Source organism: Streptomyces sp. NPDC014861, from assembly GCF_043081625.1.
Classification (GTDB): Bacteria; Actinomycetota; Actinomycetes; order Streptomycetales; family Streptomycetaceae; genus Streptomyces.
Map to the genome: position 1 here is coordinate 268,946 of NZ_JBIBWV010000002.1, position 15,573 is coordinate 284,518.

Consider the following 15,573-nt stretch of genomic DNA (forward strand, 5'->3'; position numbering starts at 1 on the left):
GTAACTCGTCATGACGAAGAGCGTCCACCACTGGATCGGTGGCAAGACCGTCGAGGGCACGTCGGGGAACTGGGGCCCGGTCACCGACCCGGCCACCGGCGCGGTCACCACCCGGGTCGCCCTCGCCTCGGTGGAGGAGGTCGACGCGGCCGTCGGCGCCGCGAAGGACGCCTTCGCCACCTGGGGCACCTCCTCGCTGGCCCAGCGCACCACGATCCTCTTCAAGTTCCGCGCGCTGCTCGACGCCAACCGCGACGCCATCGCCGAGCTGATCGTCGCCGAGCACGGCAAGGTCCACTCCGACGCCCTCGGCGAGGTCGCCCGCGGCCTGGAGATCGTCGACCTGGCCTGCGGCATCACCACCCAGCTCAAGGGCGAGCTCTCCACCCAGGTCTCCAACCGCGTGGACGTGGCCTCGATCCGCCAGCCGGTCGGCGTCGTCGCCGGCATCACGCCCTTCAACTTCCCGGCCATGGTGCCGATGTGGATGTTCCCGATCGCCATCGCGACCGGCAACACCTTCATCCTCAAGCCGAGCGAGAAGGACCCGTCCGCCTCCCTCAAGATCGCCGAGCTGCTCGCCGAGGCCGGCCTGCCGGACGGCGTCTTCAACGTGCTGCACGGCGACAAGGTCGCCGTCGACCGCCTCCTGGAGCACCCGGACGTCGCCGCGATCTCCTTCGTCGGCTCGACCCCGATCGCCCGCCACATCCACACCACCGCCTCCGCGAACGGCAAGCGCGTCCAGGCGCTCGGCGGCGCCAAGAACCACATGCTGGTCCTCCCGGACGCCGACCTCGACGCCGCCGCCGACGCCGCCGTCTCCGCCGCGTACGGCTCCGCCGGCGAGCGCTGCATGGCGATCTCCGCCGTCGTCGCCGTCGGCTCCATCGGCGACGAGCTGGTCGAGAAGATCCGCGAGCGCGCCGAGAAGATCAAGATCGGCCCCGGCACCGACCCGACCTCCGAGATGGGCCCGCTCATCACGGCCGTCCACCGCGACAAGGTCGCCTCCTACGTGCACGGCGCCGAGGCCGAGGGCTGCCAGGTCGTCCTGGACGGCACCGGCCACACCGTCGAGGGCCACGAGAACGGCCACTGGATCGGCCTCTCCCTCCTCGACCACGTGCCCACCACCGCCAAGGCCTACCAGGACGAGATCTTCGGCCCGGTGCTGTGCGTGCTGCGCGCCGAGACGTACGAGGACGGCCTGGCCCTCATCAACGCCTCCCCGTTCGGCAACGGCACCGCGATCTTCACCCGCGACGGAGGCGCCGCCCGCCGCTTCCAGCTGGAGGTCGAGGCCGGCATGGTCGGCGTCAACGTGCCGATCCCGGTGCCGGTCGGCTACCACTCCTTCGGTGGCTGGAAGGACTCGCTCTTCGGCGACCACCACATCTACGGCAACGACGGCGTGCACTTCTACACCCGCGGCAAGGTCGTCACCACCCGCTGGCCCGACCCGGCCGACGCCCCGACCGGCGTGGACCTGGGCTTCCCGCGCAACCACTGAACCCCGGCAGCCGGCCGACGGCCCCGGGGTGCGGGCCCGCACCCCGCGGCCGACGGCCGCGCGTACGGGGTCCCGGCGTGCGTGCCCGCACACCGGAGGCCGTCGCTCACGCGCTTAGCCCGGCCCGACGCCCGCCAGTGGCACACGAGCGTGCTCCGGCCGTTCCCCCGGGCGCGCTCCCGGGGGAACGGCCGGAGCGCTTCCCCCGTCCCGGCCGGGCGGCCCGCCGGCGTCAGTCCCCGTGGCCCTCGGCGCCGAAGGACCAGACGAGGACCGCGCACACCCCGTCGTCGGCCGCGCCCGCCGAGCGGTACGTGGCGAGCGCCGGGCCGTTGTCCGTGTCCACCGGCACCCACGCGCCCACGCACCCGCGCTCCCGGGCCGCCGCCACCAGCGCCCGCGTCAGCGCCCGGCCGAGGCCGCGCCGCCGGTACGCCTCGTCCACGCCCAGCTCGTACAGGCAGAGCTCGGCGCCCTTGTCCGGGTGGAGCGTCTCGATCCCGGTCACGAACCCGGCGGGCGTCCCGTCCGGCGCGTACCCGATCAGCATCAGGTGCCCGGGAGAGGCGAGGAAGCGCTCCGCCCACGCGACCCGCGCCGGGCCGTCGTACAGGTGCTCGGCCGCGAGCAGCTCCTCCACCGTCCCGGCCCGCCGGATCCCGAACCCGTCCGCCACCCGCGTCTCCCTCACCGCCGCCCGGCCGCGCGCGTACCGCGACCGCTGTACGCGGACCGTACTGCGTACGACTCCAGGAGGCCGCGGATTTCCGCCTCGGGGCAGCCGTGCCCACACCGGCGGCCCGCCTAGGCTCGGGGGCATGCGACTCCGACTTCCCCGGTTGGCCGCGGTCACGGCCGCGCTCACCGTCCTCGCGGGCGCCGGCGCCCTGACCGCCGTCGCCCAGGACGAACCGCCGCCCGTCCAGCGCGAGGACCGGGCCCTCGACCTCGACGGGGTGCGGATCGACACCTCGTACTACCCCGGCGAGGGCTCCGGCCGCCGCCCCGCCGTCCTGCTCGCGCACGGCTTCGGCGGCTCCAAGGACGACGTACGTCCGCAGGCCGAGCGGCTCGCCCGCGACGGCTACGCGGTCCTCACCTGGTCCGCGCGCGGCTTCGGCGCCTCCGGCGGGCAGATCGGCCTGAACGACCCCGACCACGAGGTCCGGGACGTCGGGAAGCTCGTGGACTGGCTCGCCGCCCGGCCCGAGGTCCTCCTCGACAAGGCCGGCGACCCGCGTGTCGGCGTCACCGGCGCCTCCTACGGCGGTGCGATCTCCCTCCTCGCCGCCGGCCACGACCCCAGGGTCGACGCCATCGCCCCGCAGATCACCTACTGGAACCTCGCCGACGCCCTCTTCCCCGAAGGCGTCTACAAGAAGCTGTGGGCGGGGATCCTCTTCTCCATGGGCACCCCCATGGGCACCGCCACCGGGGGCGTCCCCGAGGGAGCACCCGAGGGCGTCCCCGAGGGAGCACCCGAGGGCCGTCCCTCCGAGGCCGCCTCCGGCCGCTCCGCCGCGGGCCCCGGCGTCCGCGGCGGTGCCTGCGGCCGCTTCACCCCCGAGATCTGCGCCCTGAAGGACCGCGTGGCCGTCTCCGGCCGGCCCGACGCCGCCGCCCGCGCGCTCCTGGAGTCGCGCAGCCCCTCCGCCGTCGGCGACCGCATCAAGGTCCCGACCCTCATCGTCCAGGGCCAGACCGACTCCCTCTTCACGCTCGACCAGTCCGACGCGATGGCCCGCGCCCTCGCCGCCAACGGCGCCCCCGTCGCCGTGGACTGGGCGGCCGGCGGCCACGACGGCGGCGACCGCGAGACCGGGCGGGTCGAGGACCGGGTGGGCGCCTGGTTCGACCGCTGGCTGAAGCGGGACACCTCCGTCGACACCGGCCCCGCCTTCCGGGTCAGCCGCACCGGCGGCGTCGACTCCACCGACGGCCGGGCCACCCTCCGCGCCGCCACCGCCGACCGCTACCCCGGCCTGCGCGCCGACACCCGCGAACTCCCGCTCGCCGGACCGCCGCAGAGCTTCACCAACCCGGCCGGCGGCGCCCCGCCCGCCGTCTCCGCCGTGCCCGGTCTCGGCGGCGGCCTCGGCGGCCTCTCCTCCTCCCTCGGCGTCGGCCTCGCCCTCGACTTCCCGGGCCAGCACGCCCGCTTCGACGCGGCCCCGCGGAGCGCGCCGCTCCGCGTCACCGGCACCCCCACCGTCCGCGTCAAGGTCACCTCGACCGCCGCCGACGGCTCCGCCGTCCTCTTCGCCAAGGTGTACGACGTCGGGCCCGACGGGCGGCAGCAGGTGCTGCCCTCCCAGCTCGTCAGCCCGGTCCGCGTCGAGGACGCCGGCGAGGGCCGGTCCGTCACGCTGACCCTGCCCGCCATCGACCACGAGGTGGAGGCCGGCCACCGGCTGCGGCTCGTCGTCGCGGCCACCGACCTCGGCTACGCCTCCCCGGTCACCACCGCCGGCTACACCGTCGCCGTCGAGGGCCCCCTCACCGTGCCCACCGCGCCCGCCGTCACCACCCAGGCCGCCGGCCTGCCCTGGTGGGTCTGGGGCCTGCCGCTCGCCGGCCTCGCCGTCGCCGCGGCCCTCCTGCTGACCGCCCGCCGCCGGACGGCCGCCCCGGCACCGGACCCGGCGCTCGCCTCCGTACCGCTCCAGATCACCGGCCTGTCGAAGAAGTACAAGGGCGGCGAGCGGTACTCCGTCCGCGACCTCTCCTTCCGCGTCGAGCAGGGCCAGGTCCTCGGCCTCCTCGGCCCCAACGGGGCCGGGAAGACCACCACCCTGCGCATGCTGATGGGCCTGATCACCCCCGACGAGGGCGAGATCCGGGTCTTCGGCCAGGCCATCCGCCCGGGCGCCCCGGTCCTCTCCCGGGTCGGCTCCTTCGTCGAGGGCGCCGGCTTCCTGCCGCACCTCACCGGCCGGGAGAACCTGGAGCTGTACTGGAAGGCGACCGGCCGCCCGGCCGAGGACGCCCACATGGACGAGGCCCTGCGCATCGCCAACCTCGGCGGCGCCCTCCAGCGGGCCGTCCGCACCTACTCCCAGGGCATGCGGCAGCGGCTCGCCATCGCGCAGGCCATGCTCGGCCTGCCCGACCTCCTCATCCTCGACGAACCGACCAACGGCCTCGACCCGCCGCAGATCCGCGAGATGCGCGAGGTGATGATCCGGTACGCGGCGGGCGGCCGCACCGTCATCGTCTCCAGCCACCTCCTCTCGGAGGTCGAGCAGTCCTGCACCCACCTCGTCGTCATGGACCGCGGACAGCTCGTCCAGGCGGGCCCGGTCGCCGAGATCACCGGCGCCGGAGACACCCTGCTCGTCACCCTGGGCGCGCCCGTCGGCGACGCGCTCGTCGAGAAGATCGCCGCCCTGCCCGGCGTGGGCTCCGCGGTCCGCGCCGAGGACGGCCTCCTGGTCCGCCTCGACCTTCCCGAAGGCACCCCCGAACTCGCCCCCGAGGGCGTCCCGGGAAGCACCCCCGAAGACGCACCCGCCGACGTGACCGCCCTGATCGGCGAACTCGTCCGCCTGGACGTCCCGCTGACCGGGGTCGGGCCGCACCGACGCCTGGAGGACGCCTTCCTGACCCTGATCGGAGGATCCGCATGACCGCGACGGCCACCGGCCCCGGCGCCGGCCCCGAGAGCCCCGCCCCCGAGGCCCTCGCCCCCGGATACCGCCCCGGGCGCACCCTGCCGCTGCGCGTCGAGGCCCTGCGCCAGTGGAAGCGCCGACGCACCCTGGTGATGGCCGGGGTGCTCGCCGCCCTGCCCTTCGTCCTGATCGTCGCCTTCGCCATCGGCGGCCCCGACGGCGACGACCGCGGCGGCCGGATCACCCTCATCGACACGGCGACCGCCTCCGGCGCCAACTTCGCGGCGACCTGCCTCTTCGTCTCGGCCGGTTTCCTCCTCGTCATCCCCGTGGCGCTCTTCTGCGGCGACACCGTCGCCTCCGAGGCCGGCTGGTCCTCGCTCCGCTACCTGCTCGCGGCGCCCGTGCCGCGCCATCGGCTGCTCGCCGCCAAGCTGGCGGTGGCGCTCGGCTACAGCACCGCGGCGCTCTTCCTCCTGCCGCTGATCGCCCTCGCCGCCGGCACGGTCGCCTACGGCTGGGGGCCGCTCCAGCTGCCCACCGGCGGCTCGCTGCCGGCCGGGGAGTCCGTCCTCCGGCTGCTCATCGCCACCTCCTTCGTCCTCGTCTCCCAACTGGTCACCGCGGGCCTCGCCTTCTGGCTCTCGACCCGCACCGACGCGCCCCTCGGCGCGGTCGGCGGCGCCGTCGGGCTGACCATCGTCGGCAACGTCCTGGACGCGGTCACGGCGCTCGGCGACTGGCGCGACTTCCTGCCCGCGCACTGGCAGTTCGCCTGGATCGACGCCCTCCAGCCCCGGCTGGAGTGGGGCGGCATGGCCCAGGGGGCGGCGATCTCCGTCACCTACGCCCTGGTCCTCTTCGCCCTCGCCTTCCGGGGCTTCGCGCGCAAGGACATCGTGTCCTGAGACCCGGGGCGACCGGCTCTCACAGCCACCCCCGACGAGCCGCTTCCGCGCCCGCGCGGAAGCGGCTCGTCGTCCCCAGGGCCGCCATCAGCTCGCCCACCCGCCGGCTGTAGGTCCGCGCCGACATGCCGAGCCGGGCCGCCGCCGTCTCGTCCGTCACCCCCGAGAGCAGGGCCTCCAGGACCGGCCGCAGCTGCTCGGGCGGTCCGCCCGAGGACCGCGGCGGAGGGATGCGCCCCAGCTCCTCGGCGGCGTTCCAGCAGGCGTGATGGGTCCGTACCAGGGCCTGCACCACCACCGGGTCCCGGATCAGCAGCAGTCCGTTGTACAGCAGTTCCAGGTCGAGCGGGATCACCGCCACCGTCCGGTCCACCACGATCAGCTTGAACGGGATCGCGTCGGCGAACCGCGCCCGCCCGGGTATCCGCGGGCCTTCCTCCAGGCGGGGGAGCGCGTGCAGGGGCACGATCCGCCGCACCTCCCCGGCCCGCTCCGCCGCGACGCGCATGCACGCCCCCGCCAGCTCCAGGAACGGCCCGGGGATCGCGTGCTCCGCCGAGGCCACCGGATCGTCGAAGGTCAGCAGCTCGTGCCGGGTCGAGGCGGCCAGCCCGGCGAGCGCCGCGCTGATGCGCCGCGCTCCCCGGACCGGGCGCCCCGCAGGCCGCTGTCCCTCGGTGGCGGCCCGGTTCATCGCCGAACGGGCGAGCATCACGGAGCCCGCGCTCTCTGCCACCGCTGACCACCCCCGCCCGCTCGATGTCCACTCTATGTACTCATGTGACTGCTTACGGTGACAACCCCTGGGGACAAACCTGGCGTCTCCATGCCATCGCCCCTCGTTCCGACTCCCGTTGCCACATCGAGATCCATCCGCAACTCCTTCGCGGGGTCCGCGCACGCCTCCCGTTCGTCACAGTCGCAGGAGCCGGGCGCGGCTCCCGCCGCACCCGGCGGTGACCCGTGCCCGGAGCAAGGTCCATACAGAAACGGGGAGTTGACCATGAAGCGTGCTCACAGGAGAAGCGGGGCCCTCGCCGCGGCGCTCGTCGCCGGGCTCCTCCTCGGAGGCTGCGCCGGCACCGGGAAGGAATCGGCGAGCGACGGCCACAAGGCCGCCCCGTACGTCCCCGACGGCGGTGCCACCGCCGCGCCCAGGCCCTCCGGGGCCCCGCCCTCCGGCGCGGCCGAGGACCGGCCCACGGGCGGGCCCGAGGGGGAGCAGCGGGCCCCGAGCCCCGCCCCGGACTACCTCTCCACCTTCGCCCTCGACGTCGACACCGCCTCGTACGGCTACGCCCGCCGCTCGCTCGCCGAGGGCCGGCTGCCCGACCCGTCCACCGTCCGGCCCGAGGAGTTCGTGAACAGCTTCCGCCCCGACTACCCGCGCCCCGCCGACGACGGCTTCAGCGTCACCGTCGACGGCGCCGCCACCGGGGCGGAGGGCTGGTCGCTGGTCCGGGTCGGCCTCGCCACCCGGGGCGCGGACCGGGCCGGCGAACGCCCGCCCGCCGCCCTCACCTTCGTCGTCGACGTCTCCGGATCGATGAGCGAGCCCGGCCGGCTCGACCTCGTCCAGCACTCCCTGCGGCTCGCGGCCGACGAGCTCCGCGACGACGACTCCGTCGCCCTGGTCGCCTTCAGCGACGAGGCCGAGACCCTGCTCCCGATGACCCGGCTGGGCGAGGCCCGCCAGCGGGTCCGCGAGGCCGTCGACGCGCTGGGCGTCCGCAGCTCCACCAACCTGGAGGCGGGGCTGCGCACCGGCTACGACGTGGCGTCCGAGGGGCGGCGCGAGGGCGCCACCAACCGGGTCGTGCTGCTCTCCGACGCCCTCGCCAACTCCGGCGAGACGGGCGCCGACGCCCTCCTCGGTCACATCGACGAGCAGCGCAGGGAGCACGGCATCACCCTCTTCGGGGTCGGGGTCGGCAGCGACTACGGCGACGAGCTGATGGAGCGGCTCGCCGACAAGGGGGACGGCCAGACCACGTACGTGTCCACCCGCGAGCAGGCCCGCAAGGTCTTCGTCGACCAGCTGCCCGCCCAGGTCGAGCTGCGGGCCCGGGACGCCAAGGCGCAGGTCGCCTTCGACCGGGAGACCGTGGAGCGGTTCCGGCTGATCGGCTACGAGAACCGCGAGGTCGCCGACGACGACTTCAGGGACGACCGGGTCGACGGCGGCGAGGTCGGCGCGGGCCACACGGTCACCGCCCTGTACGTGGTGAGGACCCGGCCCGGCGTGAGCGGCCGGATCGCCACCGCCACCGTCCGCTGGCTCGACCCCGAGTCCCGTTCCCCGCGGGAGCGTTCGGGCACCGTCGAGGCGACCGCGCTGCGCGCCGGACTCTGGGACTCGGGCCGCGACAGCCTCCAGCTCTCGGCGGTCTCCGCCTACTTCGCGGACCGGCTGCGCGGCGGTTCGCTGCCGGGCGCCCCGCGCCTGGGCGAACTCGCCGCGTACGCCGACGGCATCCGGGAGCGGTCCGGTTCGGCGGTGGTCGGCGAGCTGGCCGAGGCCGTGCGGCAGGCCGACCGGCTGATCGGGGAACGTCCGTCGGAGGAGGGGGAGTTCAGGTCCTCCGACCCGTACGCGTGAGACCTTCCGGGGGTCCGCCGCGCGCGCGTGCGGCGGACCCCCGGTAGGAACGGGCGGCTCCGCCGCGGGGGCGGCATCATGACCCCATGGCCACCCTGCTGCTCGCCCTCGCCGTCGGAAGCACCGGCCTCTACGCCGGCTTCTTCCTCATCTTCCTCACCGGGATCATGCCCGCCCTGGGCCGCCTCACCGACGCCGCGTTCGTCACCGCGATGCGCCGGGTGAACGAGGCGGTGCCCAGGGCGGTCTTCATGACCGTCTTCGTGGCGGCGGCCGTCCTCCCGCTCGCCGCCTATCTGGTGCCGGTCCAGGGCCGGACCGGGACGGATCGCTGGCTGGTGCTCGCCGGCTTCGTCTGCGCGGTCCTCAACCATCTGATCACCGTGGTCGGCAACGTCCCCCTCAACAACGCGCTCGCCGCCGCCGAGGGCCCGGACGAGGACCCGGCCGCCACCCGCGCCGCCTTCGAACCGCGCTGGAACGCCTACCACCGGGTCCGTACCGCCCTGATCGTCGTGGCCTTCGGCCTGCTCACGGCCGCCGCCGTCGGCTGACCGGGACGCCGCCGGCCCGGCGGGGAAACAGACCGCCGGGTCCGCTTGTCCTCCCAGGTGGCGCGATCTCGCCGAAGATCACCGTCCCCGCATCCACAGGGACCCTTCAAAACCAAACTACCTAGTCCGAAACATGCTGCTGGCACGCATGGGGTTTCGGCCCCTGGCGAAAACCCGCCGCCCTTATATCCTGGCAAAGAGGGTGAATCACCCCGATTTCCGGGATCCGGATTTCATACCTTCCGGTTTCTTATTGACATGACCAGGGGGGTCTTTTTTTAATCAACCCGAGGATCCGCGTGCGCAGACACCGAGGGGGCATAGTGGACGTCCACATCCTGGGGGGACTGTCGGTCCGCGAGGGCGGGGTATCGATCACCCCGACCGCGGCCGCGCCACGCCAGGTGCTCGCCCTGCTCACCGCCTTCGCCGGTCAGGTCGTCCCCGTCACCGTCCTCACCGAGGAGCTCTGGCCGTCCGGCGCCCCCCGCGGAGCCCGTACCGAACTCGCGACCCACATAGCCGAGCTGCGCGCGCTCATCGCCCGCGCCCTGCACGACTCCGAGGACGACGGCGCGCCCGGCGGCTGGAGCGAGCGGCGCACCGCCGACGCGGTCCTCGTCTCGCTCCCCGGCGGCTACCGCCTCGACACCGGCGTCGGCGTCCACGACATCGGCCAGTTCGAGCGCGCGGCCGGCGCCGGATACCGCGCCATGGACGTCGGCGACCTGGCTCGCGCCTCCCTCCGGCTCGGCGAGGCCCTCGCCCTCTGGCGCGGCGACCCCTACGCGGGCGTGGCCGCGGGCCCCTGCCTCCGCCGCGAGATCGAACGCCTGGAGAGCGCCCGCCTCAGCGTCCTCGACCAGTGGGTCGAGGCCCAGCTCGGCCTCGGCCGGGCCGAGGAGATCCTCTCCGAGCTCCCCGGACTCGCCGCGCGCTACGCCACCAACGAACCGCTCCAGGCCCACCTCATGGTCGCCCTGCTCCGCTGCGGCCGCCACGAGGAGGCCCTCGCCGTCTACGAGCGGCTGCGCACGGTCCTCCACCGCGAGACCGGCATGGAGCCCTCCGCGCGGCTCCGCCGGCTCCAGCACTCGGTCCTCGCCGTCCGCCACACGCGCGTGGGCACCGGCCGGACGGTCCCGCACCCCGCCGACGCCCCCTTCGGCCACGGGTACGCACCCGCCGCCACGGCCCCCGCGCGCACCGACGCGGCACCGCTCGTCGCCTGGTACGGCCCCGCCCTGCCGCGCATCCCCGCCCAGCACCATCCCGTCCGCGCCGACGCCGCCACCAAGGGTGTGGCGGTGGCCGTCTGACGGAGTGTCGGTTGCGCTCTCGGGGGGAACCGGAGCCGTGGGGAACGAAGTGCCGCACGTCACCGTTGACCCACTCCCGGGACCGAATTAGTTTCGGCCGCGAGGACGGGTTTCCTCCGAGGTGCCCGATTTAAGCGAGACGACGGGGGTGGGGGGCCATGGACACGCACGGCGCGGACGGGGGCGCGGGCGCCGACACGCTGCTCGCGGTCCTGGAGCTGCTCGCGGGCCAGGCCCTGCCCGGGCAGTTCGAGACCCTCCTCGACGAGGCCCGCATCGCCGGACTCGACGAGGACGGACTCGGCCGCCTGGAGCGGGCCGTCGCCCTCGCCCGCACCCTCCACGCCGAGCGCGCCGCCGACCGGGTCCGCGCCGACCGCGACGGCGCCTCCCTCGCCGTCCTCACCGACACCGCCCGGGATCTGACACTCAGCTACGACCTGGACGCCCTGCTCCGCATCGTCACCCGTCGCGCCCGCCGCCTCCTCGGCCTCGACATGGCGTACGTGACGCTGCGCGGCCCCCGGGGCGCCTGCTACATCCGCGTCACCGAGGGCTCCCGCACCGGCGGGGACACCGGCGGCACCGGCGGCCCCGGCCTCAGCGTGGGGCTGCGGATCGGCACCGGCAACTGCCTCGGCGGTGTCGTCCAGCGCACCGGGGAACCCGTCTGGACCCCCGACTACCCGGTCGACGAGCGGTTCACCAGCGGCACCGCCCCCGACCCGGCGGCCGCCCTCGACGACGCCGAGGTCGTCGACCCCGGCGACGAGGCCGTCCGCGCCGAGGGGCTCCGCGCCATCGTCGCCGTGCCCCTGCGCAGCGGCGACTCGGTCATCGGCGCCCTCTTCGGCGCCGACCGTCGGGTCCGCGAGCACACCCCCCAGGAGGTCGCCCTGCTCGGCGCCCTCGCCGACCTGGCCGCCCTCGCCGTCGAGAAGGCCGGACTCCTCGACCGCACCCGCGCCGAACTCCTCGAACTGGAGCGGGACAGCGCGCGCGTGCGCACCAGCCTCACCCGGATGCGGCACACCAGCGAGGCCCACGGCCGGATCATGAACCTGGTCCTCGCCGGCGGTGACCTTCCGCACGTCGCCAAGGCGGCGGGCGACGCCCTCGACGCCACCGTGATGGTCCGCGACCCCGGCGGCCTCCGTCTCGCCGCCAGCGGTGACTTCCCCGAACTCGACGAGGACGCCGTCGCCAAGGCGTCCCTCGACGCCCACGCGCTGCGCCGGCCCGTCCTCGCCGCCGACGCCGTCTGGGTCGCTCCCGTCATCGCCGGCTCCGAGAACCTCGGCGGCCTCGTGGTCCGTGCCGAGGGCGGCCTCACCGAGGAGGACGAACGGCTCCTCGAACTCGTCGCCCAGTCCGTCGCCCTGCTCCTCCTCATGCAGCGCTCCACCGCCGTCGCCGAGGGCCCCGTCCGCGACGAGCTCCTCGACGACCTCATCGCCGACCCGCCGCACTCCCCGCAGCAGAGCGCCCAGCGCGCCCGCCGCCTCGGCGTGGACCTGCGCAAGCCGCACGTCCTCGTGGTCGCCCGGCCGGAGGGCGGCGAGCAGGGCAGGGCCGTGGTCTGGGCGTCCTCGTACGCGTACCGGCTCTCCGGCCTCAAGACCGTGCAGGGCGGCTGCATCGTGCTGCTCCTGCCCGGCGTGGACGCCTCCGCCGCCGCGGCGGCCGTCTCCGAGGAGCTCAGCCCGCTCCTCGGCCACCCCGTCTCGGTCGCCGCCGCCGGCCCCGGCGGCAGCCCCGACGCCGTCGGCCCGCTCTACGCGGAGGCGCTGCGCTGCCTGGACGCGATGAGCGCGCTGGGCGGCACGGGTTCCGCCGCGGCCGTCGCCGACCTCGGCTTCCTCGGCATGCTGCTCTCCGACGATCACGACGTGGACGGCTTCGTGGAGAACGCCATCGGGCCCGTCCTCGACTACGACGCCGAGCGGCTCACCGACCTGACCCGCACCCTGGAGGCGTACTTCGCCTCCGGCGCCAGCCCCACCAACGCGGCCGAGGCCCTGCACGTCCACCCCAACACGGTCTCCCGCCGGCTGGAGCGCATCGGCGAACTCCTCGGCCCCGAATGGCAGAAGCCCGGCCAGGTCCTGGAGGTCCAGCTCGCCCTGCGGCTCCAGCGCACCCGCGAGGTGCTGGCCCGCCGCCGCGCCGCCACCGCCCCGCCCCGCCCTCCGGCGGGCCCGGCGGACTGAGACCCGCCCCACGCGCGCGTGCGCCGGCGTCGCTTACCCGGCACCCGCCCCGGTGGCCCGCTGGGGCGGGCTCGGGGGACGGCCGGACGGGACCCGGCCGCCGAGGAGGCTCCTGGAGCCTGTCTGACAATTCCCGCCGGGTCCGGGTCGTCCGGCACGCACGCTCGCCGCACGGCCGGAACGCCCGAGTAGCTCCGCTACGCGGGCGCCCCGGCCGCACGCCGATCGCACGCACCGGACGACCCGGCCTGATCCGACGCCAATTGTCAGACAGGCTCCAGGCGGTGTCAGCCGGCCGCGCGGCGCGTGCCGTAGCCCGTGCCGTACCCCGACGCCTCCCACGCGGAGCCGAGCACGGTCGCCGTGTGCGCGGCCGAGGCCAGCGTGATGTGCCGGTGCCAGCCCTTGTACGAGCGGCCCACGAAGTCCCGGAGCCCCGCCTCCTCGCCCACCGCCGCGAAGTCCCGGTCCACCCGCTGCGCCAGCTTCGTCAGCCGCAGCAGCGAACCGACCGTCGCCTGCGTCAGGTCGCTGATCCACACCCGGGCCGGACCCCGGCGCGGGTCGTCCCACTCGCCGAGCAGCATCAGCGGTCGCATCCGCTCCCCGCCGGGGGAGGGCAGCGCGACCCTGACCGCGGTCGCCAGCGAGGTCCGCGAGGTCCGCGCGCCGCCGACCGTGTCCACCCAGCTCACCGGCCTGCGCAGGCCCTTGAGGGACTCCAGTATCTGCGCGGCCGGCAGCGGGCCGGCGCCGAAGCCGGGCAGCGAGCGGTCCGCGATCGCCAGCCGGGAACCGGCCCCGATCCGCGCCACCACCGGCACCCCGGCGGCGGCGAGCCGGGTCAGCGCCGCCCGGCCCGCGCCCCCGCGTATGTCCAGCAGCACCGGCTTGCGCGCGACGTCGGTCCAGCGGGCGGTGTCGAGGGCCGCGGCGACCGCGCACTCCTCCAGGGTCTCCTCGCCGGCCTCGACGGGAACCTCCGCGCGGTCGCGCCGCGTGCGGTCCTTCACCCACGGGTCCGGGAGGAACAGGCGCCAGTTGACCGGCGCGCTGAGCTCCTCGCCGGCGAACCACACGCCGAACGCCTGCTGGCCCTGGAAGACCTGCCCGCGCTCCGGGTCGAAGCGCCGGTCCACGCCCACCGAGTGCTCGCCGGCCTTCGGGATCGGCATCGGCCGCACCACCCACGCCTGCGGGTGCCCGCCGCGCTCCAGGAACCGCGCGAGCTGGGCCCGCATCGGCTGCCAGTCCCAGGTGGAGCTGGAGATGAAGTGGTGCAGGCTCTGCTCGGCGGCGGGACCGCCGATCTGCGCGGCGATGTTCCGGATCGACTTGCGGCCCTGCGCGGTGAGCAGACCGTGCAGGTACTGCTCCGCCTTCAGCCGCTGGTCGCGGCGGGCGAAACCGGAGAAGAGCGCGGTGGACAGCTCGGTGAAGACGTCCTCACCGGGACGCGGCGCGGCGGCCCGGGGGACGGCGCGGACCCGGGGCCGCGGCACGGTCAGCGGAGCGGCCGCGGCGGCGGTCCCGTACTTGATTGCGACGGATGTACTCACGACACTCCTGACCGTCCTGCCCGAAGGATGCGCAGCCGGCTTCCGCTGCCCCATCACCGTCGCCCGAGCGCCCCCCGTCCGGCGAGGTGGACCCGGCACCCGATTCGGCCGCCGGATGGTGGCCGGACCACCGTTCCGCCCCTGACCTGCGCCTCTGCGGCTCCGAGCGGCGTCCGAATCTCGTCATGAGGGGCCGCGGCACCCCTCCCGCGACCCGCCGCGGTGGTCCGGCCACACCCACCCCGCACCCGCCTCCGCACCCACCCCGCACTTGCCCCGCACCCGCCTCCCCACCCACCCCGAAGCCACTCCGACGACCACTTCCGGCCTCCCTCCGGAGGAACTGACAGACTCTCCGGACGGGCTTTGACCCGTCGCGCTCCGTCGCCGGACCATCGCAGAGCGAGGCGACACGGGTGCCCGGTTAATGCCCCAGGCCGGGGACCCCGCCCGTGCGCCTCGCCCTGACGGCGGCCCGCCCGTACCCACGGAGCCGCCGGCCCCGACGGCCTCCCCGTACCCTGAGGCCGTGACATCGCGCGGTCTGCTCCCGGTCGCCCTGGTGGTCTCCGCCGGCGGCGCGCTCGGCGCTGCCGCGCGGTACGGGGCCGTTCTCCTGTGGCCCACCCCGGACGGCCGGTTCCCGTGGACGGTCCTCCTCGTGAACGCCTCCGGTTGCGCCCTGCTGGGCGTGCTCATGGTGCTGCTCACCGAGGTCCGCGCCCGCCCCGCGCCGAACCCCCTGCTGCGGCCGTTCCTCGGGACCGGCTTCTGCGGCGGCTTCACCACCTTCTCGACGTACGCCCTCGACACCCAGCGGCTGCTGGCCGGCGGGCACACCGCGCGCGGGCTGCTCTGCCTCGGCGGGACGCTCGTCACCGCCCTGGCCGCCGTCTGGGCCGGGACCGCCGCCGCGCGGGGCCTCGTGCGCGACCGGCGGGAGGCCGGGTGAACTGGCTGCTCGTGGTCGCCGGAGCGGCCGTCGGCGCGCCGCTGCGCTGGTACGCGGACCTCGCCGCGAGGGCCCGCTTCGGGCCGGGCCTGCCCTGGGGCACCCTCGCCGCGAACGTCGCCGGGTCCTTCGTCCTCGGCCTGGTGGCGGGCCTGGCCTCGGCGCGGGCGCAGCTGCTCCTGGGCACCGGGCTGTGCGGCGCCCTCACGACGTACTCGACGTTCTCGTACGAGGTGCTGAGGCTGTACGAGGACGGCGCGAAGGCCCGCGCCGTCCTCTACGTCCTGATCAGCCTGGCCGCCGGGCTCGGAGCCGTGTGGCTCGGGGTGGCGGCCGGCCGCTGACCGG

The 15,573-nt window shown here is 75.3% G+C and carries 12 protein-coding genes; 9 read left to right on the plus strand and 3 right to left on the minus strand.

The window, feature by feature from the left end; genetic code table 11:
- The first annotated feature begins 10 nt into the window (after nucleotides 1-10).
- The gene (locus ACF1BN_RS05000; protein ID WP_392330173.1) at nucleotides 11-1,513 is read left to right on the plus strand and encodes a CoA-acylating methylmalonate-semialdehyde dehydrogenase; all 1,503 of its coding nucleotides are present in this window, start codon (nucleotides 11-13) and stop codon (nucleotides 1,511-1,513) included.
- A 232-nt stretch (nucleotides 1,514-1,745) separates the two neighbouring features.
- Here ACF1BN_RS05000 and ACF1BN_RS05005 read toward each other — a convergent pair whose 3' ends face one another.
- The gene (locus ACF1BN_RS05005; protein WP_392330174.1) at nucleotides 1,746-2,189 is read right to left on the minus strand and encodes a GNAT family N-acetyltransferase; all 444 of its coding nucleotides are present in this window, start codon (nucleotides 2,187-2,189) and stop codon (nucleotides 1,746-1,748) included.
- A 142-nt stretch (nucleotides 2,190-2,331) separates the two neighbouring features.
- On the opposite strand from ACF1BN_RS05005, the gene ACF1BN_RS05010 reads away from it, so the two are divergent.
- On the plus strand, nucleotides 2,332-5,139 hold the full coding sequence (locus tag ACF1BN_RS05010) for an alpha/beta fold hydrolase (protein ID WP_392330175.1): 2,808 nt from the start codon (nucleotides 2,332-2,334) through the stop codon (nucleotides 5,137-5,139).
- Nucleotides 5,136-6,032: an ABC transporter permease gene (locus ACF1BN_RS05015; RefSeq protein ID WP_392330176.1), complete on the plus strand. Its 897-nt coding sequence runs from the start codon at nucleotides 5,136-5,138 to the stop codon at nucleotides 6,030-6,032. Before ACF1BN_RS05010 ends, ACF1BN_RS05015 begins: the two co-directional genes overlap by 4 nt.
- A gap of 19 nt (nucleotides 6,033-6,051) precedes the next feature.
- Here the strand turns inward: ACF1BN_RS05015 and ACF1BN_RS05020 are convergent, their stop codons facing one another.
- Nucleotides 6,052-6,768, minus strand: a complete 717-nt coding sequence (locus ACF1BN_RS05020; RefSeq protein WP_392330177.1) for a DNA-binding response regulator — start codon at nucleotides 6,766-6,768, stop codon at nucleotides 6,052-6,054.
- A 267-nt stretch (nucleotides 6,769-7,035) separates the two neighbouring features.
- Here ACF1BN_RS05020 and ACF1BN_RS05025 point away from each other — a divergent pair, with 267 nt between their 5' ends.
- From ACF1BN_RS05025 to ACF1BN_RS05040, 4 genes are all read left to right on the plus strand, one after another.
- A complete protein-coding gene (locus ACF1BN_RS05025; protein WP_392330178.1) occupies nucleotides 7,036-8,631 on the plus strand; it encodes a von Willebrand factor type A domain-containing protein in 1,596 nt (531 codons plus the stop codon).
- Nucleotides 8,632-8,717: 86 nt separating this feature from the next.
- A complete protein-coding gene (locus ACF1BN_RS05030) occupies nucleotides 8,718-9,185 on the plus strand; it encodes a DUF1772 domain-containing protein (protein ID WP_392330179.1) in 468 nt (155 codons plus the stop codon).
- A gap of 323 nt (nucleotides 9,186-9,508) precedes the next feature.
- The gene (locus tag ACF1BN_RS05035) at nucleotides 9,509-10,504 is read left to right on the plus strand and encodes a BTAD domain-containing putative transcriptional regulator (protein WP_392330180.1); all 996 of its coding nucleotides are present in this window, start codon (nucleotides 9,509-9,511) and stop codon (nucleotides 10,502-10,504) included.
- 158 nt (nucleotides 10,505-10,662) lie between these two features.
- Complete coding sequence (locus tag ACF1BN_RS05040) at nucleotides 10,663-12,714, plus strand: GAF domain-containing protein (RefSeq protein WP_392330181.1); 2,052 nt, start codon at nucleotides 10,663-10,665, stop codon at nucleotides 12,712-12,714.
- Between the two features lie 287 nt (nucleotides 12,715-13,001).
- Here ACF1BN_RS05040 and ACF1BN_RS05045 read toward each other — a convergent pair whose 3' ends face one another.
- A complete protein-coding gene (locus ACF1BN_RS05045) occupies nucleotides 13,002-14,273 on the minus strand; it encodes an IS701 family transposase (RefSeq protein ID WP_392330182.1) in 1,272 nt (423 codons plus the stop codon).
- A gap of 529 nt (nucleotides 14,274-14,802) precedes the next feature.
- Here ACF1BN_RS05045 and ACF1BN_RS05050 point away from each other — a divergent pair.
- Both ACF1BN_RS05050 and crcB read left to right on the plus strand, forming a co-directional pair.
- A complete protein-coding gene (locus ACF1BN_RS05050; RefSeq protein WP_392330183.1) occupies nucleotides 14,803-15,225 on the plus strand; it encodes a CrcB family protein in 423 nt (140 codons plus the stop codon).
- Nucleotides 15,222-15,569: a fluoride efflux transporter CrcB gene (gene crcB / locus ACF1BN_RS05055; RefSeq protein WP_392330184.1), complete on the plus strand. Its 348-nt coding sequence runs from the start codon at nucleotides 15,222-15,224 to the stop codon at nucleotides 15,567-15,569. Before ACF1BN_RS05050 ends, crcB begins: the two co-directional genes overlap by 4 nt.
- Nucleotides 15,570-15,573 lie beyond the last annotated feature (4 nt).